Source organism: Xanthomarina arctica, from assembly GCF_014638915.1.
GTDB lineage: Bacteria > Bacteroidota > Bacteroidia > Flavobacteriales > Flavobacteriaceae > Xanthomarina > Xanthomarina arctica.
The window spans coordinates 825,765-851,659 of sequence record NZ_BMFQ01000002.1 but is presented as its reverse complement, the minus strand read 5'-3'; the positions used below and the strand labels follow the sequence as shown (position 1 = coordinate 851,659).

Genomic DNA, 25,895 nt, shown 5'->3' with positions numbered 1-25,895 from the left:
TAAATTAAAAAAAATGCGGGGTGATATTCAAATCATCCCGCTTTTTAATTATTTTTAGAATATTTTCATTTACTTTAAACAATAAATTATGAAAACCACTTTTAAATCAATAACTATAATAACCACTTTTTGCATTTTTTTGGTTTCATGTAATCAAAAAACAGAAACAAAAGTTGACAAGACTGTTACAACTATAGAAAATGCCATAAAGCCTGACCCTTTACCATCTTGGAACGATGGAGACAATAAGAAAGCGATTATTGAATTTGTTGAAGCTGTAACAAACAAAGATGGAGGAGATTTTATTCCTGCCATTGACCGAATTGCCACTTTTGACAATGACGGAACTTTGTGGTCGGAAAAACCAGTTTATTCCCAACTGTTATTTGCCTTCGATAGAATCAAAACTTTAGCTCCTGAACATCCAGAATGGAAAACCAAACAACCTTTTAAAGCCGTTTTGGAAAACGATGAAAAGGCATTGATGGCTTCTGGAGAGAAAGGATTATTAGAGATAATAGCTGTAACACATGCAGGTATGTCTACAACCGATTTTGAAACGATTGTAACCAATTGGATCGCTACTGCTAAACAGCCAGACCCAAGGTTTAAAGATCGTCTATTTACTGAAATGATATTTCAACCCATGCTTGAATTAATGGAATATTTAAGAGCCAACGATTTTGAAGTATTTATTGTTTCAGGAGGAGGAATTGAATTTATGCGTCCATGGACAGAGAAAACTTATGGCGTTCCTACTCAAAATGTTGTTGGAAGTAGCATCAAAGTTTCATACGAATATAATGATGGCAAACCTGTATTAATGAGATTACCTGCAGTCGCATTTATAGACGACAAGGATACCAAACCAGCAGGAATCAATTCACATATTGGTAAAAAGCCTATTTTGGCTTTCGGAAACTCAACTGGAGATCAGGAAATGTTAGAATGGAGCCAAAGTGCAGGTATAAAAACTTTTCAAGGTCTGGTTCATCATACCGATGCTGCAAGAGAATGGGCTTACGGTCCAGATTCTAAAATTGGAACTTTTTCAGACGCGCTTATGACAAAAGCAAATAGTAGTGGCTGGAACGTGATCGATATGAAAACAGATTGGAAGGTGATTTTTCCTCATGAGCTTAAGTAGGTTTTAAATAGTGTGAACCTGTTTTAATAGGATGATTAAAAGCATCAGATATAAAAATAAATAAAAAATGAAATCATTGAAAAGAAAACCCTTGACACTTAGAATCCTTCTGCTTAGTACAAGCCTCCTAGTATTAATGGCATGTAAAGAAAATACCCAGGCACAGACTAAAGAAAAAACACAAGTAAAAACTGATGGAACGGCCTATTTCGAGGCTGGGCTTAAGGCTTTAGAGACCAACAATATGCCACAGGCCTTTAAAGATTTTTTAGAAGCTGCTAAAGAAGGACATATAGATTCCCAGTTCAATGTAGCACTCATGTATGAGCAGGGTCTTGGGGTTAGTAAAAATGAAAAGGAAGCGCTTTTTTGGTATGATTCATCCGCATCTCAGGGAAATGCAGGCGCACAATTTAATCTTGGCTGGCTTTATGAAAATGGAATCGGTACCACTATAGATTTCGCAAAAGCTAATGAGTGGTATCGTAAGGCTTCGGTACAAGGCGATGGGCTTGCCATTGGCAATCTGGGGATGTTGTATGTACGTGGCCAGGGTGTGAAAGAAAACAAGGTCGCGGGCATAGCACTTTTACTATTGTCGGCTACTGTTGATACCTCTCCAGAAAACAATGCTAGGAATAATATTACAGCAACTCGTGGTTTATCTACTGCTATGGTTACTGAAGCCCAAGCGCTTTCAGAAGCAATGGGTGAAGCCAATAACCTCTTGGTTCCTTTTGATACTTATTTGAATGCAACAGAGTAATAGTGCTAAGAGAGAATAAATAAAAATCATAACCTATAAAAAAAGCCTCCAAAATGGAGGCTTTTAATTTTTTAAAATACTATATCTTTTACTTCTTAATCACTTCCTGCACTCATTAATGAGTCCATAGTATCACCCAAGTTAAAACTTGCGGCTTTCATACGTGGTGGGAATTCTTGAAACGTTGCAATAAAATTACCAACATAATCAGCTGCTGGAAGTAATAAGTAAACGTGGTCTAAATACCAATCCCAATAGGTGTTAGATGTTACAGGCGCCATTTCATAAGGATCTCTACGTAAATTCAATAATAAAGGAATTCTTGTAGTTACCATTGGTTTTGACCAAGTATCTAAAGTTCCTGGAGATGTTTGTTGCATAAAGGTCACTTTCCAATCGTTGTAACGAAGTGACATTAATTCCCCATCATCTGAGAAATAAAACAATTCTATACGAGGACCTTTCTCTGCTTTTCCAGTTAAATAAGGTAAAAAGTTATATCCGTCTAAATGTACTTTAAATGTTTTTCCATTTGCTTTATAACCTTTTAGTAATTTTTCTTTAATATCTGGATCACCTGCAGCTGCCACATAAGTTGGCAACCAATCTAAACCAGACATGATTTCATTAGAAACTGAACCTGCTTTAATTTTGCCAGGCCAACGTACCATAGCAGGGGTTCTCCAACCACCTTCCCAATTGGTGTTTTTCTCACCTCTAAAAGGATTTACACCAGCATCTGGCCAGGTATTTTTATGAGGACCATTATCTGTACCGTATTGAATAATGGTATTGTCTGCAATTCCTAATTCATCGATAACAGCTAAAAATTTACCTATATGCATATCATGTTCAACCATACCATCTCCGTATTCATTTTGACCGGAAATATTATATAACTCAGGTTTTACATGGGTTCTGAAATGCATACGTGTTCCATTCCACCAAACAAAGAAAGGTTTTCCTGAAGCTACAGTTTTTCTAATAAAGGCAATAGCTGCATCTGAAGATTCATCATCAATGGTCTCCATTCTTTTTTTAGTTAAGGCTCCAGTATCTTCAATAATACCACCAGCTGTTGAATGAATGACACCACGAGGGCCATAATTTTTAGCAAAATTCGGGAAATCATCAGGATTTGGATAATCTCTTAATTCTGGTTCTTCTTCTGCATTTAAGTGGTATAAGTTTCCATAAAATTCATCAAAACCATGATTGGTTGGTAACATTTCGTCACGATCGCCTAAATGGTTTTTTCCAAATTGCCCTGTAGTATAACCTAAAGGTTTTAACAATTCTGCAATGGTTGGATCTTTCTCTGAAATACCATCTTTAGCACCCGGCAATCCAACTTTACTAAGGCCAGTACGCAATACGCTTTGTCCTAATATAAAAGTGGAGCGACCTGCAGTACAGCTTTGCTCAGAATAATAATCTGTAAAAATCATTCCTTCATTAGCAATCCGATCAATATTAGGTGTTTGGTAACCTACCAACCCCATGGTATAGGCACTAATATTAGACTGACCAATATCATCGCCCCAAAGCACCAAAATATTAGGTTTTTTTTGTGCGAAAGTAGAAGAGACTACAAAGCACAAGATTAATAAAATTAAATAGTTTCGTTTTTGCATAAGTTAATAGCTTAATGGTTAATTATTTATATTTTTATTAAATATCATATTTCAAAGAGGTTTTCCTTGAAGACGATATTTAAAATCGTATATAAAGGTATACTTTTTTACTGAAACTGTCGAGAAGAAAATAACATATATAATATTCTTTGAATTAGGACCTTAACCTGTTGTGCCATTCTAATAATTCTTGTTTTTTAGAGACATAATCTATTCCGTATAAACCTTATTTTCCTGTTCCGCAACGCGAATAAAAGTGGTACGTTTTGTTAATTCTTTTAAACGTTCAGCACCAACGTAGGTACATGTACTTCGCAAGCCTCCCAAAATATCTTGTAGTGTTGTTTCAACAGCACCTTTATATGGAACTTCAACAGTTTTACCTTCACTAGCTCTATATTCTGCAACACCTCCTACATATTTGTCCATGGCTGTAGTAGAACTCATTCCATAAAATTGTTTATAGCTTTTACCATTTCTTTCTATGGTTTCTCCACCACTTTCATTGTGTCCAGAAAACATACCTCCAAGCATTACAAAATCCGCTCCAGCTCCAAAAGCTTTTGCTACATCTCCAGGAGTAGAACAGCCACCATCACTTATTATTTGTCCACCTAAACCATGTGCGGCATCGGCACATTCTATAATGGCTGATAATTGCGGATAGCCAACCCCTGTTTTAACACGGGTAGTGCAAACAGAACCAGGTCCAATGCCAACTTTAACAATGTCAGCCCCAGATAGTAATAATTCTTCAACCATTTCTCCAGTAACGACATTTCCTGCTATAATGGTTTTATTTGGATACTGTTTTCTAGTTTGTTTTACAAATTTCACGAAATGCTCTGAATAGCCATTTGCAACGTCAATACAAATACATTTTAATTCTGGATGAGATTTAAAAATAGAAGCTATTTTTTCTGAGTCTTCTTTGCTAGTTCCAGTACTTATAGCAATGTAATTTTCAATTCCTTTAGGTGCGGTATTTAGAAAATGTTCCCATTCCGTAACTGAATAATGTTTGTGGATGGCGGTAAATAGTTTGTGTTTAGATAAAGCTAAAGCCATTTCAAAAGTGCCAACAGTATCCATGTTTGCAGCCATAATAGGGACGCCATGCCATTGTAATTTGCTATTTAAAAAAGTAAAATCTCGATCTAGATTAACTTGAGATCTACTTTTTAAAGTGGAACGTTTCGGTCTAATCATCACATCTTTAAAGCCTAATTTAATGTCTTGTTCAATTCTCATGTTTGGAACGTATTTGGTTACTATCAAAAGTACACGTTCTTTGAAAATTCTTGAACTAAAATTTAGTATTTTAAAGGTGTTTTATTAACAATTGTTTATTAATGAAACTCTATTTTGAAAAGTTACAAAGCAACGAATTCAAAATAGATAGTTGAACTAATCCCTCTTTTTCAGAGGGATCTTGTGTTTAATACCCCGAAGCTTGCTTTGGAATTTTAAAAATTATATTCTGTTGAATGACTTGTTAGATTGCCCAGAGGATTATTTACCGAGCAGTTACTTAAAAGACGATTTTGACTTGAATTTAATAATGAGAAAGAGTAACTTCGTTTTCTCATTATTCTCATTTATTTTATTCTATATGATGCCGAAAAAACCCCTATTATTTTTAAGTTTTTGTCTTGTGAGTTTGTTGTGCATGGCACAAAAAAAGAATATTTCAGAATTACAAATTAAAGATATCATGCAAGGCAGTGACTTTATAGGTTATTTACCTTCTAATGTAAGTTGGTCTAGTAACAGCGAAACAATCTATTTTGATTGGAATCCGGATGCAAACCTTAGCGATTCGTTGTATAGCTTCCATTTAAAAAATGATAAAATTTCTAAAGTAGATTTTGAAACAGAATATTTTTTACCTGCTTCAAAAGAAGTGATTAATAAAAACAAAACAAAGAAAGCTTATAGTAAACATGGTGATGTTTATTTAGTAAATGTCTCAACAAATGAAATAACTCAAATCACTAATACATCAGAATTTGAACACGATGTTCAGTTTACAAATAATGATAAAGAATTGGCATTTATAAAAAACACGAATATCTATTCGTGGAATTTAAAAACAGGAGCCACGAAGCAAATTACAGATTTTATAAAAAAGGATAAGAAAGAAAAAGAAAAAGATGAAAAAGATGAATGGCTTTATAACGATCAACTAGAGCTTTTTGATGTTCTAAGAGAACGTAAAGAAAAGTCCGATTTACACGACACTTTAATGAAACGTTTTGAGACTAAAAAACCATTAAAAATTCATCTTGATGGGAAGTCGGTTTTAAATCAACAAATCAGTCCAGACGGGAAATATGTTACGTATGTTACTGCAAAACGTGCTGATAACAAAAAAACCATCATGCCACATTATGTTACTGAATCTGGCTACACCGAGAATGAAAACACACGTTCCAAAGTAGGAGATGAGCAAACAGAATATACCCTGTATGTTTATGATATTACTAATAGAAAAACCTTTCCAGTTGTTTTAGATAATTTAGAAGGTTTGGACTACATTCCTGAATACACCAAGGATTATCCAGACAAGCCTTATAAAAATGACAACCGAATTGGTTATATCTCTGGCCCAAATTGGAGTCCAGATGGTACTTATGCGGTTTTGGATATAATTGCAAACGACTATAAAGACCGATGGCTTGTAAGATTAAATGTTGCTACTGGAACAATTGAAAACTTAGATCATCAGCATGACGAGGCTTGGATTGCCGGACCAGGAATTGGTGGTTATGGAGGCGGAGATTTAGGTTGGATGCCAGACAAAAAAAGCATTTGGTACATGTCGGAAAAATCAGGATATTCTCATTTGTACACCATGAATGTGAGTTCAAAAAAGGTAAAACAACTTACCGAAGGAGCTTTCGAAATTTATAAGCCGCAGATTTCTAAAGATAAAAAGCATTGGTATTTCACTTCAAATAAGAATCATCCTGGAGATCGTCAGTTTTATAGTATGCCTATAAATGGCGGTAAATTTATGGCTTTGACTGACAAAATAGGAAATAACGATGTGTCACTTTCACCAGATGAAAAGCAGATGGCTATTTTATATTCCTATTCAAATAAGCCTACCGAATTATATGTGAAAGAAAACCCGATGTTTTCTTCAAGGGAAACACCTTTAAAACAAATTACACATTCTACAACATCTACTTTTAATAGTTATCCTTGGAAAGATCCTGAAGTAATAACTTTTCAAGCTAAAGATGGTGCTAAAGTTCATGCCAGATTATATAACCCAACACCAGAAGTAAAAAACAAGGCGGCCATAGTTTTTGTCCATGGCGCTGGTTATTTACAAAATGCTCATAAATGGTGGAGTAGTTATTATAGAGAATACATGTTTCATAACATGTTAGTTGATAATGGTTATACGGTTTTAGATATTGATTATCGCGGAAGTGCAGGTTATGGTGGAGATTGGCGTACAGGAATTTATAGGCACATGGGAGGGAAGGATTTATCGGACCAAGTAGATGGCGTTGAATTTTTAATTAATGAATACGGAATTGATAAAGATAAAGTTGGTATTTATGGAGGTTCTTATGGAGGCTTTATAACCTTGATGGCTATGTTTAATGAACCTGAAACTTTTGCAGCAGGAGCAGCAATTCGTTCTGTTGGGGATTGGGCGGCATACAATCATGGGTACACAGCAAGAATTTTAAATACACCAGTATCAGATAGTTTGGCATATAGAAGAAGTTCACCTATTTATTTTGCAGATGGCTTACAGGGCAATTTATTGATTTTGCATGGAATGATAGACGATAATGTGCATTTTCAAGATATGGTTCGTCTGTCACAACGTTTAATAGAATTAGGAAAAGAAAATTGGGAAATGGCTATTTATCCAGTGGAACGTCATGGTTTTGTGGAGCCTAGTAGTTGGACAGATGAATATCTTCGGATTTATAATTTATTTCAGGAAAGTTTGATTGAAGAATAATTGCTTGTAAAAGATAAAAATGAAAGCTTTAGATACCTATTTACAAAACGTCCGCATTAAAAAGGCTAAAAAATTTATTAGAAAGAACGATGCTGTTCTTGATATTGGTAGTGTTGATGGCGTGATGTTCGATAAATGGAAAGAGATTATTTCTTACAGTTATGGGATAGATCCTATTTTAAAGCAAGAAATTAAAAAGGATAATTATACCTTATTACCTGGAAAATTCCCTGAAGATATTCCAGAAAATCTGACTTTTAATGCCATTACTATGCTTGCTGTTTTGGAACATATTCCACAAGAAGTGCAGGAAGAAATGTCTCAAGGTTTTTATAATTTATTAAAACCGAAAGGTCGGGTTATTATAACAGTGCCTTCACCCCAAGTAGATTTTATTCTTGAAGTTCTTTTAAAGCTAAAACTTATAGATGGCATGAGTTTGGAAGAACATTATGGTTTTAAACCAAGTGATACTGAAAAGCTCTTTTCAAAAGGTTTTAAACTTATTGAAAAGAGAAAATTTCAATTAGGACTTAATAATCTCTATGTTTTTGAGAAATTAGATAAAATCTAAATTGTAGCCATCATGCTAATTTCCACGTTGACAAATTTTGGTAAGTTGGCCACTTCAACAGTTTCACGTGCAGGAGCGGTTTCCTCATTAAAATAAGTTGCATACACTTCGTTAATTTTAGAAAAATTGTGCATATCGCTTATAAAAATGCTTGTTTTAAACACATTTTCAAAAGTCATGTCTGCCGCTTTTAAAACAGCTTTCAAGTTTTCCATAACTTGCTTAGTTTCTATTTTTATATCATCTAAAACCAATTCCATGGTTTCTGGATTCAAAGCTATCTGTCCAGAGGTATATAAAATATTATTGACTAAAACGGCTTGGTTGTACGGCCCAATTGGAGCAGGAGCATGAGGTGTGTGAATTATTTTTTTCATATTTATTTACCACGCCTGCCTGTCTGCCGACAGGAAAGTGGGAATCTTTTTTAGTTAAACATGTTTTTATTTCTAAAGTACTGAAAATTGTAAAATTACAATTGCTTATCAGATTGCTTACGTTTGTCGTATTTAAGATCTTTAAGTAAATTCGATTTTATTCCAATAAAGAAATTCCATTGAGATATATCTGGGTCAGGGAGCCAATTTAAGCTCATTCTCCAACTTAATAAATCTCTTTCAAATCTTAAAGAGGTATAAGTAAAACCTTTGTTTTTAAAGTCGTAACCAGATGATGCTCCAACTTTCCAACGTGGTGATAACTCGACATCACCAGAAAACATTAAGGAATTTGAAGAGATTTCATTTTCACGTTGCGAATTTGAATAATTTACAGCATATACCAAACGCAAACTCCAAGGCATTGGGTTGGTATATAAAGCACTTGGTGATTTATCTTCTTCCTCGTCATCCAATTCGTCATCATTTGCGTAAAAACTTGAATCTGCATATCCTTGAGAACGTCCAAATAAATCGTCATCACGACCACCACTTCTAAGGTTTTCTTGATTGCTTTCCTCAGTTTCTCCACCAGTAAAGGTGGTATTTGAAATGGTGTAATTTACAGACATGTTGGCACTTGTAAGTCTAAACAAGCTTCCACCATTATTAATATTCCAAGTGTCAACAAGATCGTTGTTATTATCTAAAGCATATGGATTTAAAATGGCTCCAAAATTTATTGCCATTTTATCTTTTAGTATTTGTGTACTTCCAGAAATTCTTACAGGACTTAAGTTTAAGGAATCTGCAGCTAAATCATATCCTGTACTAAAATTCAAGTTGTCTAATAATTTGATTTTTTTTGGTTCAGCAACGGTAGAATCTTTATCTCGAACCTTCATTTCAATATTATTTCCTAAAGTAAACCCTAATGTGTTTGAATAATTTTTATTTGGAGCTCCATAAAGCGAACCTTCAAATTTCGAGTATTCTACCTGTTCTGTTGTTAATCCATCGGCACTAATAACTTCATAAGTATCATAATACTGGTTGAAAGAGGGGTTAATTGTATAACTTACAGAGGGTCTCATGACATGTCTAAGCGCCTTTATTTTTCTATCTTCACCTTCTTTTTCAAAATCAAACATTCCATATAACGTGGTTCCTACACTCGTGTTGAAATTATAGGTTCTATAAGCTGCAAATCCACTAATATCCGAGGTTATTACTTCATCTGTGGTATCATCATATAGCTTGTTAACTGTCTTAAATGTCCATGTTTCATTGTAATTTGTTCCAGCACTAACACTTAAATATTTTAAAACTTTAAAGTTTGTGGTAAGAGGTATACTTTGGTTAATACCATTTTGAGCTTGTTCCCACATTTCTTTCTTAAAGAAAAGGGAATCTGTAGTTTGAATTCTATTTTCTGCTCTTACATTATATTGAAAATTGATATTTTCTATGATACCTTTTTTAGAGCCTGTTTTTGGTTCGAAAGGATAAATTCTACTCACACTGGCCTGAATGGTAGGCAAAGTCATGCTAATATCACCCGTATTTGTATTTTGTGTATGTGTTGCTGCCACACTCATATTTACCTGAGGATCTCCTTGAAATGTTTTAGAATAAGACACAGAAGAAGCCATGGTGTTATTTAAAAAACTTGGAGCATTTACTTGATTTATAGATTCTTGGTAGTATTTACTACTTCCTAAGTTAACAGAGGCTGCAAATCTAGAATTTGGACTGGAATTTCCATCCTGGCTATGCGTCCATCTAATATTATAGATGGTAGATTTTGAATAATCTGGAAATCCTCGTTCGCTATCTATTAAATTTTCATATCTAAAGCCTAAATTTCCAGTAAATTTATAACGTAGGGCATAATTACTTTCCATTCGTAATCCATAACTACCATTTGTGTAATAATCCCCTAAAACAGCAAGATCCACATAGTCGTTAATAGCAAAATAATAACCTGCATTTTGTAAAAAATAACCTCGGCTACTGTTTTCACCAAAACTAGGAATTAGAACTCCAGAAGTCTGCTTTTTTGTCAACGGAAAAAAAGCAAAAGGTAGTCCTATAGGTGTTGGCACATCTGCTATAACCATGTTTGTAAGACCTACAACAATTTTTTTACCAGGGACAAGTTTAATTTTATTAGCTTGAAAATAGTATTCTGGGTTTTCTATATCACTAGAAGTGGTAAAGCGACCTTTATATAAGAAAATAACCGAATCATTTTCTTTTTTTGTAATTGGCGCATAAATTTGCATCCCTTGTTGTTCTGTACTCGATTTAAAAATTAAAGCTTTTTCTGTTTTAAAATTAAACCGAATTGAATCTGGTTCTACTAAATTTTCTCCTTGTTTGAAAGACGGGCGTTGAGAATAAACGCCAGCGGAATCTTTTATTCGTCCAGCATATACTTCATTTTTACTATAATCTATAACAATAACTCCAGCTTTAAGCTCCATGTCTTCAAAGTAAACTTCGGCTTCATTATATAAATAAAGTTTTTGTTCTTTGCTATTAAAAGAGGTGTAATCAGTGGCTTTATAGGTAACTGTCGAAGCTAATAAATTAGGTTTAGGCTTTACAGAGTCCTGTAACGTAGAGTCTTGACCTACTTCTGAAACCTCTAACTTTTCAAGATTATCAATTTGGACAGTTACACTATCTTGTTCTGTATTGGGCGAAACTTTTCCTTCAGATTTGGGTATATCTTGAGCGAAGCCAGAAGTGTTGATAAACACTGTAAAACTTAAGGCAAAAAGTATGTAAAAGTTGTTTGTACGCAACGCTTTTAAATGTATTTTTGTAAAAGTATGGCTCGGTTTTTGAATTGCCAAAATTACATATATTTTTTGTGATTAATTTAATAAACACGAAAATTCGAAAATTAAACTTTTACTTAGTCAAACTCAGTAATAAACAAGCAATTTAGTTGTTATTATTTTATGAAACATTGAAGTTTTCTCTAAAATAGAATCGATTATTGAAAATGTTACCTGCTTGTACTGCGTGGAATCAAAGTATGACAAATAAAAAACAGTATATATAGACACATGAAAACGAAATTGATATTATTTTTTTTAACTGCCATTTTTGTTTTATCAAATACAAGCAGTCATTCTTTATACGCTCAAGATAATTCTGATAAATTTATTGTTGTACTTGATGCAGGACATGGAGGAAAAGATCCAGGGAAACCTTCTAAAGATGGCTATAAGGAAAAAGACATTGCGTTAAAAATTGCTTTGGAAGTTGGAAAAGAGTTAGAGAAAAATCCAGATATTAAAGTAGTTTATACAAGATCTAAAGATGTTTTTGTGGATTTATTTGTAAGAGGTAAAATTGCAAATGAAGCAAAAGCAGATTTGTTTGTTTCTATTCACTGTAATGCACACCATACTCAAGCTTACGGTTCTGAAACTTATGTGCTTGGTATCAATAGGAACGATACTAATTTCAATGTAGCCAAAGCAGAGAACGAAGTAATTTATTTAGAGGACGATTACGAAAAAAACTATGATGGTTTCGATCCAAATTCGCCTGGTTCTTATATTGGTTTAACCCTTATGCAAGAAGAGTATCTAGATCAAAGCATCTTATTAGCTAGTTTAATACAAAATAATTTCACAAACACATTAAAACGAAAGAACAGAGGAGTTAAACAAGCAGGTTTTATTGTTTTACATCAAACCATTATGCCTAGTGTTTTAGTCGAAACAGGTTTTATAACGAATAAAGAAGAAGGTGCATACTTAAATTCTAGTAGAGGGCAAAACGATATGTCTTCGGCAATTAAAAAAGCTATTTTGGACTATAAAAATGCGATTTATCAAAATATCGACGATTTTGTATACCAAGAAACTGAAACAATAGAAGTGAAAAATACAGAGCCGGACCAAATTTATAAAAATGTGATTTTTAAGGTTCAAATAGCAGCAAGCTCTAAAGATATTGCTTTAAAAGCCTATAATTTTAAAGGTTTAGATAATATTTCTAAAGATAAAATAAAGGGCTTATATAAATACTATTATGGCAATACTTCCAATTATACAAAAATAAAAGAGTTTCAAAACCAAGCTAAAACTAAAGGTTATACATCCAGTTTTATTGTGGCATTTAAAGATGGCGTAAATATTCCTTTATCAGATGCGTTAAAATCTACTACTAATTAGAGCCATTCTTTATAAATTTATTTCTAATTTTGTTAGGTAACTAAATACACATAATTTGAAACTATCAAGAGAAGTTAAAACGGCTATTTTAGTCATTTCAGGAATTCTATTCTTAATTTTTGGCTTTAATTATTTAAAAGGAAAAAATTTATTTAATTCTGATGACACTTTTTATACAGAATTCGATTATAACGGCTTAACAACCGCATCTCCAGTAACCATTAAAGGTAATAATATTGGTAAAATCCAAGAAATAATTTACGTTATTGAAACTGGAAAAACTAGAGTATCCTTTACTGTGAATGACGAATTGAAGTTTTCTAAAAATAGTGTGATGAGACTCTATTCCTTGGGTCTTCTAGAAGGTAATGGTTTAGCTCTTGTTCCTGCAAACGATCAGCAATATGCTGAAAGTGGCGATGCCATTAAATCTGAAGTGGAGGCAGGAATAATTAAAGATTTAACTGAAAATTTTTCTGGGTTAAGCGATGGTTTGGATATTACATTAAAATCAGCAGATTCTCTTTTAACTAGTATCAACGGTTTGGTAAAAGATGATTCAGAAGAAGGTTTAAAAAACGCCATTAAAGAGTTGAATTCAACCCTAACTTCCTTTAAGACCTTATCTGGTTCATTCAATTCATTAATTGCTAAAAATCAGGATAGCTTAACACAAGTTATTAGCAATTTTAATTCGGTTAGTAAAAATTTGGCTACCTTATCTGAAGATTTGAAAAAAGTAGAAATTTCAAAAACAGTCGCCAACCTAGATGAAACCTTGGAAAATGTGAATACACTTTTATCCGGTTTAGAAAAAGGAGAAGGTTCTATGGGGAAACTACTTAAAGACGATCAATTATATCATAATCTAGAAGTTGCTTCTGCGCAATTAAGCGAGTTGCTACAAGATTTTAAATTAAATCCAAAACGTTATGTGAATGTATCCGTTTTTGGAGGAAAAAATAAAGATGATTTCGAAAAACCTGAAGACGAAAGACAATAACTAACCCAACCATATTATGAACTACCTTCCAAACATACTCTTTGCTATATTACTTATCGCAGGTTTTGGATATTTTGCAAGAAATGTAAGAAAACTTATCAGGAACATTAAACTTGGTCAAGACGTAGATGTTAGTGATAACAAGAATATACGTTGGAAAAACATGGCAAGAATTGCTTTAGGACAAAGCAAAATGGTTAAAAGACCAGTTTCCGGCTTTTTACATGTGGTTGTTTATGTTGGATTTGTAATAATCAATATCGAATTATTAGAGATAATCATTGATGGTTTAACTGGAACTTGGAGAATATTTTCTTATTTCCAAGGGTTTTATGGTTTTTTAATTGGAACATTCGAAATATTGGCAGCCCTAGTCTTTATTTCTGTTGTTGTATTTTGGATTAGAAGAAATATTATTAAAATTAAACGTTTCTGGAGTAGTGAAATGAAAGGTTGGCCAAAAAATGATGCTAATATTATTCTTTATTTTGAAATGGTTTTAATGTCACTTTTCTTAATTATGAATGCGACAGACCTTCATTTTCAAGCAATGAATTCTGGAAACGTCATCAGCCAGTTTATAGCTCCTTGGTTTAACGGTTTACCAGAAACGACTATTCATCTTATAGAGAGAGCTGCTTGGTGGATGCATATTATTGGAATCCTAGTTTTCTTAAATTACTTATATTTTTCAAAACACTTACACATACTTTTAGCTTTTCCGAATACATATTTTGGAAAAGTAAAACCCAAAGGTCAATTAAATAACCTGGAAGCGGTTACTAAAGAAGTAAAAATGATGATGGATCCAAATATCGATCCGTTTGCAGCTCCGGCTGCAGGTGCTGATGCCGAAATGCCAGCAAAATTTGGAGCTAGCGATGTTCAAGATTTAAGTTGGGTGCAGTTATTAAATGCATACACGTGTACGGAATGTGGCCGTTGTACCAGCGAATGTCCAGCAAATTTAACAGGAAAGAAATTGTCTCCTCGAAAGATTATGATGGATACAAGAGATAGGTTAGAAGAAGTTGGTAAAAACATCGATGCTAATAATGGGGTTTTCAAGGATGATGGCAAACAGCTATTGGGTGATTATATTTCTACCGAAGAACTTTGGGCTTGTACCACCTGTAATGCATGTGTAGAAGCTTGCCCAGTAAGTATTGATCCACTTTCAATTATTATAGAAATGCGTCGATATTTGGTTATGGAGCAAAGTGCGGCACCAGTAGAATTGAACAACATGATGACAAATATTGAAAACAATGGAGCTCCTTGGCCTTACAACCAAATGGATAGATTGAATTGGAAAGACGAGTAAAATTCCTGCGCAGGCAGGAATCTGATAAAAAATTGATTTATCAATAAGTGAAGATTAAATCAAACTTTAGACGAAATAGAATATTAGAAAACAAAAAAAGTTGAATTAAAGAGATTCCTGCCTTCGCAGGAAATGTGAATATGAAAAGAGAAGACGCAGACAAATTACTACACGAAAAAGTAGAATTAGGAGAAAAAGTTAGTCCAATTTTACCAAAAGGGGTTAAAAATTATTTAATTGATATTGATGGAACTATTACAGATGATATTCCAAATGAAGAGCCAGAAAGAATGGCAACTTGCGCACCTTATCCAGATGCTTTAGCAACTTGTAATAAATGGCATGATGAGGGACATTTAATTTGTTTCTTCACATCAAGAACTGAAGACCACAGAGAGGTAACCACAAATTGGTTGAATAAAAACGGATTTAAATTTCATAGTTTATTAATGGGAAAACCAAGAGGAGGGAACTACCATTGGATCGATAATCATTTAGTGAAAGCTACGAGATATAAAGGGAAATTTACAGATTTAGTAGATAAGAAGGTGACCATTCAAGTCTTTGACGATGGTCAACATAAATAATAAGTTTCTGCGAAAGCAGAAAATCGAAGATTTAGCGCAGCTAATCTCATAATTAAAGCATTTAATAAAATGAGCGAACAATTAAAAGTGCCAACCATGGCACAATGTATGGCAGAAGGCAGACAACCAGAAATTTTATTCTGGGTTGGAGCAGCTGGAAGTTATGACGATAGAGCTAAAAAAATAACCAGAGCTTTTGTTAAGATTCTCAATATGGCAAACGTAGATTTTGCTGTTTTAGGAACCGAAGAAAGTTCCACTGGAGATGTTGCCAAACGAGCAGGAAATGAATTTTTATTTCAAATGCAAGCCGTTACAAATATTGAAGTATTAAATGCCTATGAAGTAAAGAGGATTGTAACTGCTTGTCCGCATTCATTTAATACCTTAAAAAACGAATACCCAGAACTTGGTGGACATTATCAAGTACAACATCATACAGAGTTTATTAATGACCTTTTAAAGTCTGGAAAATTAAAAATAGGGAATGCGAGTCAATTAAAAGGAAATCGCATAACCTTTCACGATCCATGTTACTTAGGTCGTGGCAACAATATTTACGAAGCTCCAAGAGACTTACTAAAATCTTTAGGAGTGGAAGTTGTAGAGATGAAACGCAACAGGCAAACAGCTTTATGTTGTGGTGCTGGTGGTGCGCAAATGTTTAAAGAACCAGAAAAAGGTGATAAAGACATTAATGTGTTACGAACGGAAGATGCTTTAGAAACACAATCAAATATCATTGCAACAGGCTGTCCTTATTGTAATACCATGATGACTGATGGTGTGAAAGCCAAAGAAAAAGAAGATAGCGTCCAAGTGCTGGATATCGCTGAATTAATTGCAAACTCACTAGATTAAAGATGTTAGTAGATTTTAATACCTTACCAGAAGAATCCAAAGTTTGGATTTACCAGTGCAATCGTTCTTTTTCTGAAGACGAAATAAATGACATCGCGACCAAGCTTGATATTTTTATTGAAAATTGGACTGCTCATGGAAGCGATTTGCAGGCTGGCTACAAAATAGTGTATAAACGTTTTATTGTTATAGGCTTGAATCAACAGGCTGGAGCTGCAACAGGATGTTCTATTGATGCTTCAGTGCATTTTATTCAAGAGTTAGAAAAAGAGTATCAGGTTGACTTATTAGACAAAATGAACGTGTCCTACAAGCAAGGCGATTTTATAGCATATAAAACATTAGTAGATTTTAAGAAAATGGCTAAGGATAAAGCTGTATCTAAAAATACGATCGTTTTTAACAACCTTGTTGTAAATATCGCAGAGTTTAATGAAAATTGGGAAGTTCCTGCTAGCGATAGTTGGCATAGCCGATTTATAAAATAATTTTTTCTGAAATATCGAAAATAAAAAAAAGCTTGAATATTTATTCAAGCTTTTTGCATTTTATAAATCTTCGTAGTTTTTAAAACTTCCGTCAGTATAAAAAATAACAATCCGTTCTATAGATTTTTCATTGGAGTTATTTTTTACAGTTTGTTTTATTTCGGAAACTTGATGAGTTATTTTTTCCTCTTTAATATTTTTTTCAACCGGAATTACAACTTCGGTTTTTCCTTCATAAGGAAATTTCCCCTTGCCATTTAGCAGCCAATATAGTTCAACTTCAGGAAAAGAAGAGAGGACTTTTAATACAAAATCCAAACTTGGTTTGTTTCTTCCAGAAAGAATATGTGATATACTAGAACGTTGTACGCCTATTTTTTCAGCGAAAGAAGAAGCACTTTCGTTGTAGTAATCGATGACTTTTTGAAGTCTTTTTGCGAAATCTTCGTTGTTTATCATTGTAAACTTTAAATAGGCGTTTTTCTATTTACAAATGTAACGATTATAATCATATCGTACATGTGTTTGATCGATAACGAATAAAATAAATATAACTAATACTTTATATAGGACTACTTAAACATCTAGAATTAAATATTTTAATTATCAAATAATTATTATGTTAAATTTTCAGAATAATTCTGCTTTTAAAAGGAGAAAACAAAGGGGCGTTTGTATAGTAATGTAAACAGATTGATGTGATTTCATTGTTTACAATTGTAAATAGTTAATTGTTTACATTTGTATCAAACCGTTTTAGATGACTTCAATCTTTTTAAAAACCCTTTATGATTCACATAAAGAAACACGACTTAAAAACAGGTATGTTCATCAAGAGCATATTCATCCACTAATAGAAAACTTAAAAAATCATTTTGAAATTGAAGGCATTGGGATTTCAGTTTTAGGTGAACCTATTCACTCCATTAAAATTGGAACTGGTCCAAAAAAAATATTGTTGTGGTCTCAAATGCATGGAAACGAAAGTACAACTACGAAGGCGCTTTTTGATATTTGTAATGTGTTTGTAAAGGATTCAAGTGTATCTATTCAGCAAATACTTAAAAACTGTACTTTAGTTATAGTTCCTATTTTAAATCCAGACGGAGCTAAGCGTTATACGAGACTAAATGCCAATGACATCGATTTAAATAGAGATGCAAAAAATCTTTCGCAGCCAGAAAGCCAGGTTTTAAGGGGTTTGTTCGATGAAATCAAACCGGATTACTGTTTTAATTTACATGGACAACGCACTATATTTGGTGCTGGAAATAATGCTAACTCGGCTATTTTGTCTTTTTTGTCTCCCGCTCAGGATGAAACTTGCGCAGTTACTGAAACACGAAAAAAAGCTATGGAAGTTATAGTTGCCACTAATAATTTGTTGCATACACAAATTCCAAATCAAATAGGGATTTATGATGATGCTTATAATGGCAACTGTGTAGGGGATACATTTCAATCTTTAAATTGTCCAACTATTTTATTCGAAGCAGGGCATTTTAAAAACGACTACAACCGCGAAGTGACAAGGTTTTATATGTTTCAAGCTATTCTCTTCAGTATTGATTATATATCTAAAAACAAGGTAGATGGGGTTGCTTATGAAGCCTATTTAGGTATTCCGCAGAATTGTAAAAATCATTTTGATATCATCATTAGAGACGCTAAAATGTTGATAAGTAATGAATATGCAATTTTTGACGTTGCTGTCCAATATCAGGAGGTTTTAAAAGACAACAAGATAGAATTTATTCCAATGGTTGAGAAAATAGGTGATCTAAAGACTTATTTTGGTCATAAAGAGATTTTTGCAGATGGAGAGGAGCTTACAAATGAAAATCATCAGAATGTTGTCGAGGGGATTGTCCTAGAAAGTCTTATTTTAAAGGGTGTTAAATATTCAACTAAACTAGTGTAATCTTTGATTTTAAAAGATATAATTCAATAATAATATACTATTTTTGCTTTTTATTTAAAAAAAAATTAAAAATGGCGAAATTTAAGTTAGATGAAATTGATCATCAAATACTAGATATGTTAATTGAAAACACGAGAGTTCCTTTTACGGATATAGCAAAAAGCTTATCTATTTCTGCTGGAACTATTCATGTAAGGGTAAAAAAAATGGAAGATGCAGGTATAATTAAAGGGTCTTCTTTAACTTTAGATTATAAAAAACTGGGCTATTCTTTTATAGCTTATGTTGGGATTTTTCTACAAAACACCTCTCAAACCAAGTTTGTTTTAGAACGTATTAATGATATTCCTTTTGTAACCGTAGCTCATATTACCACTGGGAAGTTCAATATCTTTTGTAAGATTAGAGCTAAAAACACGGAACATGCTAAAGATATTATCTTTATGTTAGACGACATAGAAGGCGTTTATAGAACGGAAACTATGATTTCGTTGGAAGAAAGTTTAAATGATAAAAAACGATTAATGCACTCAGTTTTCAAAGATCTGTAGTGGAATATTAAGAATCTTTAGGACCTCTTTCAAGCGAAAGAGGTTTTTTTTTAAGATAAAACCTATGTATGTAAACGATTTATTAGAAAAGGAATATGGCGAGTTTTATGCAAACTATGTTAAGCTAGCTGGATCTAAAGATTTGATTTCTGGAATAGCTTCCAGCTTACAGGAAACCTTAACCTTTCTGAAGTCCATTCCTGATGATAAACTTGAATACCGCTATCAAGAAGCAAAATGGACTATTAAGGATGTTATTCAACATATGATAGACACCGAACGTATTTTTGCCTATAGAGCATTGCGTTTCGCTAGAAGAGATACAGTTAGTTTGGCGGGATTTGAGGAAAACGCATACGCTTCTGTAGCGAATGCTAATGATAGAACTAGAAAAGATTTATTTAAAGAATATCAATTAGTTAGGGAATCTACCTTAATGCTGTTTAAGGGTATGGATGTCGATATGCTTATGCAAATTGGTGAAGCAAGTGGTGTAAATATGTCTGTTCGAGCTATAGGTTTTGTTACAATAGGTCATGAAAAACACCATTGCCAGATAATTGAATCACGTTATTTGTAGTTATTCTTCTTCATCTTTAAAGGCCTCTGCTTTAATCTCTTCCTCAACAATAACATGTCCTAAGTTGTTTAATTCTAGGTCTTCAATGCCTTCAAAATTGGTCATGGTATAGCGTAATTTGCTGCTAACCTTAACAAGATAGATTGTATCTAAGGTGCGTACTTCTACAGCTTCTATTATTTCGTTTTTATGGTTTTCAAACGTAATAACATCGTCGTCATCGTAGCCATCTGGAAATTTGTCAGTTAGCAACTTTAGGATTTGGGGAGTAAGTTTCTTGTAATCTGCAATAACTCGTTTCATTACTTAAAGGTTTAAAATTAATGAATAGCATTTACTTTTATCTTTAGCAATTTTTATAAAGTTACAAATTATTTCAATTACAAATTAAGAATTATAGTATTTGAAGGCTTCAAGGATTAAGTTGTTTTCAACTTGACAGTTTATTTTAGAGTTCCCATAGGCTTCAAGAAGCACGAAATAGATTTTACCATGTTCGTTTTTCTTATCAAATTTCAATAAATCGATTATAGGAATTATATCTTCCTCTGAAATTTTAGGTTGCCCAAAAATAGTTAGAATAGTATCTTTAATTTTATTGCATTCGTCTTTTGAAAAGCCGGTTAATTTGGTAGAGATATAAGTAGCTAATATCATTCCAATAGCAATCGCTTCTCCGTGAAGTAGAGGAGTTTTACTAGGGTTACTTAAATAATAAGATTCAATTGCGTGACCAAGTGTATGACCATAATTTAAGGTCTTTCTTAGGTTGTTTTCATGAGGATCTTTTTCAACAATACTGTTCTTTATTTCTATGGATTCGTAGATTAATTCGTCTAAATCATCTGTATGTGATTTTTCTAACGTGGTAAACTTATTCCAATAGTCTTGGCTGTAAATTAATCCATGTTTCAGCATTTCGGCGAGACCAGATCGCATTTGGTTTTCTGGTAACGTTTTTAGAAATGATGTGTCCACCAAAACCATTTCACTAGTATTTATCACACCTATTTGGTTCTTTAAATGCCCAAGATCGACTCCTGTTTTCCCTCCAATAGAGGCATCTACCATAGCTAAAAGGGTAGTAGGCACCTGAATAAACGAGATCCCGCGCTTAAAGGTTGAGGCTACAAAACCTCCTAAGTCTGTTATAACACCACCACCTAGATTAATCATCAAACTTTTCCTGTCGGCTTCAAGTTCTGATAAAGCATTCCATACGCCAGAGCAGGTTTCGATACTTTTGTTGACTTCTCCAGCTTCAATTTCAATTATTTCTATGTTCAAATCGGTTTCTAAATTACTTAAAAACTGTGGTAAACAATATTCGTGTGTGTTTTGGTCGACCAAAACAAATATTTTTGAATAATTGACGGCTTTTAAATGCGTGTTAATTTCTTGGTAACACGTTGTATTAAAATGAATTAAGTAGTTTGAAGTTGTAATAGAATTCATATCTTTTTTTAGAAAAATTAAAGGCGAAAATTATGGCATTTTTTTATAAAAATGTAGCAATACTATAATTATATTTGCACATAATTTTTAAGAGCATGTCCACAGAAAGACTTTTCGATAATACTGAAATCGCTTTTTCTTTAAAAAGCAATTCAGAACTTAATAGAGCCTATTTATTATTTAAAATGATTTCTTACGAACCTTTAGTTAAGGTTGGTAAGGTGTTGACGAATTTTGCTATTAAAGCAAATCTTCCTGTTGATAGCGTGATTAGAGCAACTGTTTTCGATCATTTTTGTGGTGGTATTAGCGAAAAAGACTGCATCCCAGTTATTGATTCTATGTACGAAAAAGGGGTTAGTTCTGTTTTGGATTTTTCTGTTGAGGGTAAAGAGGTAGAGTCTTTTTTTGATGCTGCAATGGATAAAACACTTGAGATAATCAACTTTTCGCAAAATAAAGAAGCTATGCCAATAGCCGTTTTTAAACCTACAGGTTTTGGAAAACCTATTTTATACGAAAAGAAAAGTGAAGGTGTGGCATTTACTCCAGAAGAACAGGAGCAATGGAATAGGATAGAGGCCAGGTATGACAAGGTTTGTAAATTGGCCAAAGAAAAAGATGTAGAGTTGCTAATTGATGCAGAAGAAAGTTGGATGCAAAAATCTGTAGATGAATTGGTTACTAAGATGATGCAACACTATAATAAAGAAAAGCCCGTTGTTTATAATACCTTGCAAATGTATAGACATGATAGAATGGACTTCATGAAAAAGGAGTTAGTACATGCTAAAGAAAATGGGTATTTTTTAGGTTACAAAATAGTTCGTGGTGCCTATATGGAAAAAGAGAACGAACGTGCTACTAAAAAAGGATATCCAACGCCCATTTGTGAAAGTAAAGCAGCAACGGACGAGAATTTTAATGATGCGGCGCAATTTATCTTAGGACATTTAGAGGTTATTTCACTTTTTGCTGGAACGCATAATGAAGCTAGTTGTTACCTTATTCTTGATATGATGAAAGAAAAAGGGATTGCTAAAACTGATAATCGTGTGTGGTTTGGACAGCTTTATGGTATGAGTGACCATATCAGTTTCAATTTAGCTAATTTAGGTTATAATGTAGCGAAATACGTGCCATTTGGACCTGTTAAAGATGTGCTGCCTTACTTAATACGAAGAGCAGAGGAAAACACATCAGTAGCTGGGCAAACAGGAAGAGAGCTTATGTTATTAGCAAAAGAAAAAAACAGAAGAAAAAGTTAGTTTAAGAAAATTTCCACCATTTCTTTTTCCCTGGACTTGTTCCGTATCCATAGCCATAACCATAACCTTTTCTATGGTCAACGCTATTAAGTAATATGGTCATGTTTGGCAATCTTTTTTCAGTGTACATACGTTGTGCCAATTCTAATTGCTTCTTGGTGATATAGTTGGCCTTTGCTACAAAAATAAACAAATCTGCATATTTACTAATTAGTAAGGTGTCTGTTACTAAGCCAATAGCGGCAGTATCTACAATAATATAATCGTAAATAGGGGATACGTATTCAAAAAGTTCTTTAACACGATTACTCATGAGTAATTCGGCAGGATTTGGAGGAATGGTTCCAGACGGAATTATATCAAAATATTCATTGTCTTTGTGCTGGAATATAACCTCTTTAATTTCAATTTTCTTATTTCCAATAAAATTAGTAAGCCCAAAAGTATTATCGATATCCAGGTAATTTGTTGCCTTTGGAACTCGAATATCTGTTTCAATTAATAAGACTTTCTTATCTGAATATGATAAGGATAAAGCCAGATTTGTTGCTGTATGAGATTTCCCTTCTTTACTTGTAGTAGAAGTGACAAAAATGATTTTAGATCTATTTTCAATGTTTTGAAGCATAAATTCCACATTGGTTCTTATCATTCTAAACGCTTCTGCTTTAGGGGAGTAGTCTACTTTTGAGATTAAAAGTTTATTATTTTTAGACCTTGGTATATCACCAATAAAAGGGATTGTGACTTCTTTTTTAATGTCGGTAATATTGTGAACTTTATCATCTAGCAAATTCAACATATAAATTATTGCAATTGGAAAACCAAAACCTAAAATTAAGGCAGCAAGAATTATTATTGCTTTTTTTGGAGCAACAGGAATTCCAGAGGCATAAGCTTCATCCACTAATTTTGCGTTAGGCGATGACACCCCGTGAGTAATTGCAGCTTCTTCTCGTTTTTCCAAAAGAAATAAATACAAGCCTTCTTTTATATCTTGTTGTCTCTTGATATCTCTAAACTGCCGTTGCTTTTTTGGAGCAGCATAAATCTGTGAGCTAATTCTATTGTTTTCAGTTACCAGTGAATTGTAGTTCAGTTCGTTGGTGTGCTTAATATTATCAAGACTTTGAGTTAAATTAGTTTTTAGTTGATCTATTTGATTGGTAAGGTTAACAACAGTAGGGTTTTTTTCGCTGGAATTTTTTAACAATCTATTCTTTTCTAAGACGAGGTTGTTGTATTGCTGGGTTAGTTGAGAAACCGAATTATCTGAAATGCCTATGTTTGATGGCAATAGATCTGAGCTTTTTACATTAGTCCCAATATGTTCACTCATATAATCAATTAGTTGAATTTGCATTGCTGCATCAACCAATCTATCTTTATTTTGTCTTTCGCTCTGTAATGATAAGTTGGATTGTGTCGCTAAATCAGTTAATTTATTAGTTTTTTGGATAGTTTCTGCATCTATATCGACATCTCCCAATTCTCGAGAAACAATATCTAATCTGTTATCTATAAATTCTGAAGTAGCATCAACAACTTGTTGTTTGTCGTTTTGGACGTCTTCATTATATTTTTCAATAAGTTTTTCTAAAAATAATTTTGCTTTTTCTTGAACATTATCATTAATGGATAACGTGATAATGCTAGACATTTCCTGGTTAGAGATAATGAGGTTTGATTTATATTTAGAAACAACACTAGAGAGTGGGCTTATTTTTATTATAATATTTGAGCCTATTTTGGTAGCATCTTCTCCAATTCTAGGTGTAATTATTATATTACCAAAGCTTGTGGCTATACTTTCTCCAAAACCATAGACGGTACCTTCATCGTCTAAATCGGATTCTTCCTGACCATTAAAAGAGAATTTTTCAGTAAAATTAATTCCCTTTAAAAGAAAATTATTGGCTGACTGAATTTTGATGTTAAAAGTGGTATCTATAGTGTGAATAATAGAATCTGTCGCGCTAAAATTAATATTTATTGGAGGGTTTTTATACTCTTCTGATGCTTTTATACGTCCTTCAACAAAATATTGAATATTAAATTTTAGTTCTTTTACTACTTGTTCTATGATTATCCTAGATCGAATGACTTCAATTTCATCTAAAACATTATTATTTTCAGTTCTAAACAAACCATAATTTTGCATTCTTGAAAGTTCAGCAAGTTTATCGTTTTCTTGGGTTTCTTTAATTTTAATTTTGGCATTTGCCTGATATTCATAATCGGCATATCTTAAATACATAAAAGCACATGCGACAGCGAATATGGTGCATAATAAAATAAACTTCCATTTGTTTAAATAGGGCTTTATAATGCCGTTTAAGTCAGTGTTTTGATTCATAATATTTTGATAGCATTATCGATTATTATCTTATGAGTATTGCAGCAATAGTAGCTAGGGTTCCAACAGCAGAAATAATTAAAACATAATTTTGATTATAAGATGCTGATCGTATTTTTGCTGAGTTAGGTTCAACATACAAAATATCGTTTTGTTGTAAATAATAATTTGGATTATTCACGACATTAATAGACGTTAAATCAAATTTTGTAAAACGTTTAACGCCATTTTCTTCTCTAATTAAAAAGATGTTATTTCTTATGCCGTGAATGGTTAAATCTCCGGCAAGACCTAAGGCTTCAATAAATGAAATACGTTCTTCTTCTACAATGTAAGTTCCTGGATTATTTACTTCTCCTAAAACAGTAACTGTGAAATTGGTAAGCCTAATGTTTATGATAGGGTCTTTAACGAACTCAGAAATTTGTTTTTTAAACATTAAAGTGGCTTGTTCTCTTGTAAGACCGCCAAGTTTAAGGGTTCCTAAAACAGGGAAATCAATGTTTCCATCTTGATCTATAATATAGGTTTGCATTCTAATTTCTCCTCGAGAATCTAGAGATGTAGAGCTGTTGGTAATAACAGGTAAATTAAAAGGCATTACTGTTGCAGGATCTATTGCTGAAACATTTATGGTCAATAAATCGTTAGGTTTATATGCTATTTCAGAATTAATAGCTACAGCGTTTAACGCGTTAAGTGGTTCGTCTTGAAAGTAAATAATCTCTTTACTTGTAACACATGATAAAGAGGTGGCCAATAGAATAATAGCAACTGTATTTTTTAGTATATGTTTAAAATTTCTCATTTTGATAATTA

General features: G+C 33.0%; 23 protein-coding genes. 14 read left to right on the top strand and 9 right to left on the bottom strand.

The window, feature by feature from the left end; genetic code table 11:
- Positions 1-88 precede the first annotated feature (88 nt).
- Together IEV77_RS10105 and IEV77_RS10100 are read left to right on the top strand one after the other, a co-directional pair.
- Complete coding sequence (locus tag IEV77_RS10105; protein WP_188464375.1) at positions 89-1,147, top strand: HAD family hydrolase; 1,059 nt, start codon at positions 89-91, stop codon at positions 1,145-1,147.
- A 67-nt stretch (positions 1,148-1,214) separates the two neighbouring features.
- Positions 1,215-1,913 (top strand): tetratricopeptide repeat protein, encoded by a 699-nt coding sequence (locus tag IEV77_RS10100; RefSeq protein ID WP_229736645.1) that lies wholly within the window; start codon positions 1,215-1,217, stop codon positions 1,911-1,913.
- A gap of 95 nt (positions 1,914-2,008) precedes the next feature.
- On the opposite strand, the gene IEV77_RS10095 is transcribed toward IEV77_RS10100, so the two are convergent.
- Together IEV77_RS10095 and IEV77_RS10090 are read right to left on the bottom strand one after the other, a co-directional pair.
- Positions 2,009-3,547, bottom strand: coding sequence for an arylsulfatase (locus tag IEV77_RS10095; RefSeq protein ID WP_188464373.1), 1,539 nt, complete (start codon positions 3,545-3,547; stop codon positions 2,009-2,011).
- A gap of 210 nt (positions 3,548-3,757) precedes the next feature.
- Positions 3,758-4,798, bottom strand: a complete 1,041-nt coding sequence (locus IEV77_RS10090) for a GMP reductase (RefSeq protein WP_188464371.1) — start codon at positions 4,796-4,798, stop codon at positions 3,758-3,760.
- Between the two features lie 418 nt (positions 4,799-5,216).
- Here IEV77_RS10090 and IEV77_RS10085 point away from each other — a divergent pair, with 418 nt between their 5' ends.
- Both IEV77_RS10085 and IEV77_RS10080 read left to right on the top strand, forming a co-directional pair.
- Positions 5,217-7,535, top strand: a complete 2,319-nt coding sequence (locus IEV77_RS10085) for a S9 family peptidase (protein WP_229736644.1) — start codon at positions 5,217-5,219, stop codon at positions 7,533-7,535.
- 19 nt (positions 7,536-7,554) lie between these two features.
- Positions 7,555-8,109, top strand: a complete 555-nt coding sequence (locus IEV77_RS10080; RefSeq protein WP_188464369.1) for a class I SAM-dependent methyltransferase — start codon at positions 7,555-7,557, stop codon at positions 8,107-8,109.
- On the opposite strand, the gene IEV77_RS10075 is transcribed toward IEV77_RS10080, so the two are convergent.
- On the bottom strand, positions 8,106-8,486 hold the full coding sequence (locus IEV77_RS10075; RefSeq protein WP_188464367.1) for a Rid family detoxifying hydrolase: 381 nt from the start codon (positions 8,484-8,486) through the stop codon (positions 8,106-8,108). The two genes, IEV77_RS10080 and IEV77_RS10075, sit on opposite strands and share 4 nt — an antisense overlap.
- 95 nt (positions 8,487-8,581) lie before the next feature.
- Complete coding sequence (locus IEV77_RS10070) at positions 8,582-11,347, bottom strand: putative LPS assembly protein LptD (protein WP_188464365.1); 2,766 nt, start codon at positions 11,345-11,347, stop codon at positions 8,582-8,584.
- Positions 11,348-11,563: 216 nt separating this feature from the next.
- Here IEV77_RS10070 and IEV77_RS10065 point away from each other — a divergent pair, with 216 nt between their 5' ends.
- From IEV77_RS10065 to IEV77_RS10040, 6 genes are all read left to right on the top strand, one after another.
- On the top strand, positions 11,564-12,682 hold the full coding sequence (locus IEV77_RS10065; protein ID WP_188464363.1) for an N-acetylmuramoyl-L-alanine amidase family protein: 1,119 nt from the start codon (positions 11,564-11,566) through the stop codon (positions 12,680-12,682).
- 55 nt (positions 12,683-12,737) lie between these two features.
- Positions 12,738-13,685 carry an MlaD family protein gene (locus IEV77_RS10060; RefSeq protein WP_188464362.1) on the top strand — a complete coding sequence of 316 codons (948 nt, stop codon included), beginning with the start codon at positions 12,738-12,740 and terminating at the stop codon, positions 13,683-13,685.
- A 16-nt stretch (positions 13,686-13,701) separates the two neighbouring features.
- Positions 13,702-15,009 (top strand): 4Fe-4S dicluster domain-containing protein, encoded by a 1,308-nt coding sequence (locus tag IEV77_RS10055; protein WP_188464360.1) that lies wholly within the window; start codon positions 13,702-13,704, stop codon positions 15,007-15,009.
- A 140-nt stretch (positions 15,010-15,149) separates the two neighbouring features.
- The gene (locus tag IEV77_RS10050; RefSeq protein WP_188464358.1) at positions 15,150-15,596 is read left to right on the top strand and encodes an LNS2 domain-containing protein; all 447 of its coding nucleotides are present in this window, start codon (positions 15,150-15,152) and stop codon (positions 15,594-15,596) included.
- Positions 15,597-15,665: 69 nt separating this feature from the next.
- Positions 15,666-16,457, top strand: a complete 792-nt coding sequence (locus IEV77_RS10045; RefSeq protein WP_188464356.1) for a (Fe-S)-binding protein — start codon at positions 15,666-15,668, stop codon at positions 16,455-16,457.
- A gap of 2 nt (positions 16,458-16,459) precedes the next feature.
- Positions 16,460-16,945 (top strand): ABC transporter ATPase, encoded by a 486-nt coding sequence (locus IEV77_RS10040; RefSeq protein WP_188464354.1) that lies wholly within the window; start codon positions 16,460-16,462, stop codon positions 16,943-16,945.
- Between the two features lie 60 nt (positions 16,946-17,005).
- Here the strand turns inward: IEV77_RS10040 and IEV77_RS10035 are convergent, their stop codons facing one another.
- Positions 17,006-17,404: a helix-turn-helix domain-containing protein gene (locus IEV77_RS10035; RefSeq protein WP_188464352.1), complete on the bottom strand. Its 399-nt coding sequence runs from the start codon at positions 17,402-17,404 to the stop codon at positions 17,006-17,008.
- Between the two features lie 301 nt (positions 17,405-17,705).
- Here IEV77_RS10035 and IEV77_RS10030 point away from each other — a divergent pair, with 301 nt between their 5' ends.
- The 3 genes from IEV77_RS10030 (at position 17,706) to IEV77_RS10020 (ending at position 19,997) form a co-directional block, all read left to right on the top strand.
- Positions 17,706-18,866, top strand: a complete 1,161-nt coding sequence (locus tag IEV77_RS10030; protein WP_188464350.1) for a M14 family zinc carboxypeptidase — start codon at positions 17,706-17,708, stop codon at positions 18,864-18,866.
- Positions 18,867-18,937: 71 nt separating this feature from the next.
- Positions 18,938-19,417 (top strand): Lrp/AsnC family transcriptional regulator, encoded by a 480-nt coding sequence (locus tag IEV77_RS10025; RefSeq protein ID WP_188464348.1) that lies wholly within the window; start codon positions 18,938-18,940, stop codon positions 19,415-19,417.
- 64 nt (positions 19,418-19,481) lie between these two features.
- Positions 19,482-19,997, top strand: a complete 516-nt coding sequence (locus tag IEV77_RS10020) for a DinB family protein (RefSeq protein ID WP_188464346.1) — start codon at positions 19,482-19,484, stop codon at positions 19,995-19,997.
- Here the strand turns inward: IEV77_RS10020 and IEV77_RS10015 are convergent, their stop codons facing one another.
- Together IEV77_RS10015 and aroB are read right to left on the bottom strand one after the other, a co-directional pair.
- Positions 19,998-20,300 (bottom strand): hypothetical protein, encoded by a 303-nt coding sequence (locus IEV77_RS10015; RefSeq protein WP_188464344.1) that lies wholly within the window; start codon positions 20,298-20,300, stop codon positions 19,998-20,000.
- 84 nt (positions 20,301-20,384) lie between these two features.
- Positions 20,385-21,452 (bottom strand): 3-dehydroquinate synthase, encoded by a 1,068-nt coding sequence (aroB, locus tag IEV77_RS10010; RefSeq protein ID WP_188464342.1) that lies wholly within the window; start codon positions 21,450-21,452, stop codon positions 20,385-20,387.
- A 95-nt stretch (positions 21,453-21,547) separates the two neighbouring features.
- On the opposite strand from aroB, the gene IEV77_RS10005 reads away from it, so the two are divergent.
- Entirely contained in the window at positions 21,548-22,720 is a 1,173-nt protein-coding gene (locus tag IEV77_RS10005) for a proline dehydrogenase family protein (protein WP_188464340.1), read from the top strand.
- Position 22,721: 1 nt separating this feature from the next.
- Here the strand turns inward: IEV77_RS10005 and IEV77_RS10000 are convergent, their stop codons facing one another.
- Together IEV77_RS10000 and IEV77_RS09995 are read right to left on the bottom strand one after the other, a co-directional pair.
- Positions 22,722-25,076: a GumC family protein gene (locus IEV77_RS10000; protein ID WP_188464338.1), complete on the bottom strand. Its 2,355-nt coding sequence runs from the start codon at positions 25,074-25,076 to the stop codon at positions 22,722-22,724.
- 25 nt (positions 25,077-25,101) lie between these two features.
- Positions 25,102-25,884: a polysaccharide biosynthesis/export family protein gene (locus IEV77_RS09995; protein WP_188464336.1), complete on the bottom strand. Its 783-nt coding sequence runs from the start codon at positions 25,882-25,884 to the stop codon at positions 25,102-25,104.
- Between the last annotated feature and the right edge of the window lie 11 nt (positions 25,885-25,895).

Bases quoted from the DNA above. Each gene is read 5' to 3' on its own strand.
- IEV77_RS10105 (WP_188464375.1), top strand. From the start codon at position 89: ATGAAAACCACTTTTAAATCAATAACTATAATAACCACTTTTTGCATT.
- IEV77_RS10100 (WP_229736645.1), top strand. From the start codon at position 1,215: ATGAAATCATTGAAAAGAAAACCCTTGACACTTAGAATCCTTCTGCTT.
- IEV77_RS10095 (WP_188464373.1), bottom strand. From the start codon at position 3,547: ATGCAAAAACGAAACTATTTAATTTTATTAATCTTGTGCTTTGTAGTC.
- IEV77_RS10090 (WP_188464371.1), bottom strand. From the start codon at position 4,798: ATGAGAATTGAACAAGACATTAAATTAGGCTTTAAAGATGTGATGATT.
- IEV77_RS10085 (WP_229736644.1), top strand. From the start codon at position 5,217: ATGGCACAAAAAAAGAATATTTCAGAATTACAAATTAAAGATATCATG.
- IEV77_RS10080 (WP_188464369.1), top strand. From the start codon at position 7,555: ATGAAAGCTTTAGATACCTATTTACAAAACGTCCGCATTAAAAAGGCT.
- IEV77_RS10075 (WP_188464367.1), bottom strand. From the start codon at position 8,486: ATGAAAAAAATAATTCACACACCTCATGCTCCTGCTCCAATTGGGCCG.
- IEV77_RS10065 (WP_188464363.1), top strand. From the start codon at position 11,564: ATGAAAACGAAATTGATATTATTTTTTTTAACTGCCATTTTTGTTTTA.
- IEV77_RS10055 (WP_188464360.1), top strand. From the start codon at position 13,702: ATGAACTACCTTCCAAACATACTCTTTGCTATATTACTTATCGCAGGT.
- IEV77_RS10050 (WP_188464358.1), top strand. From the start codon at position 15,150: ATGAAAAGAGAAGACGCAGACAAATTACTACACGAAAAAGTAGAATTA.
- IEV77_RS10045 (WP_188464356.1), top strand. From the start codon at position 15,666: ATGAGCGAACAATTAAAAGTGCCAACCATGGCACAATGTATGGCAGAA.
- IEV77_RS10040 (WP_188464354.1), top strand. From the start codon at position 16,460: ATGTTAGTAGATTTTAATACCTTACCAGAAGAATCCAAAGTTTGGATT.
- IEV77_RS10035 (WP_188464352.1), bottom strand. From the start codon at position 17,404: ATGATAAACAACGAAGATTTCGCAAAAAGACTTCAAAAAGTCATCGAT.
- IEV77_RS10030 (WP_188464350.1), top strand. From the start codon at position 17,706: ATGACTTCAATCTTTTTAAAAACCCTTTATGATTCACATAAAGAAACA.
- IEV77_RS10025 (WP_188464348.1), top strand. From the start codon at position 18,938: ATGGCGAAATTTAAGTTAGATGAAATTGATCATCAAATACTAGATATG.
- IEV77_RS10020 (WP_188464346.1), top strand. From the start codon at position 19,482: ATGTATGTAAACGATTTATTAGAAAAGGAATATGGCGAGTTTTATGCA.
- IEV77_RS10015 (WP_188464344.1), bottom strand. From the start codon at position 20,300: ATGAAACGAGTTATTGCAGATTACAAGAAACTTACTCCCCAAATCCTA.
- aroB (WP_188464342.1), bottom strand. From the start codon at position 21,452: ATGAATTCTATTACAACTTCAAACTACTTAATTCATTTTAATACAACG.
- IEV77_RS10005 (WP_188464340.1), top strand. From the start codon at position 21,548: ATGTCCACAGAAAGACTTTTCGATAATACTGAAATCGCTTTTTCTTTA.
- IEV77_RS10000 (WP_188464338.1), bottom strand. From the start codon at position 25,076: ATGAATCAAAACACTGACTTAAACGGCATTATAAAGCCCTATTTAAAC.
- IEV77_RS09995 (WP_188464336.1), bottom strand. From the start codon at position 25,884: ATGAGAAATTTTAAACATATACTAAAAAATACAGTTGCTATTATTCTA.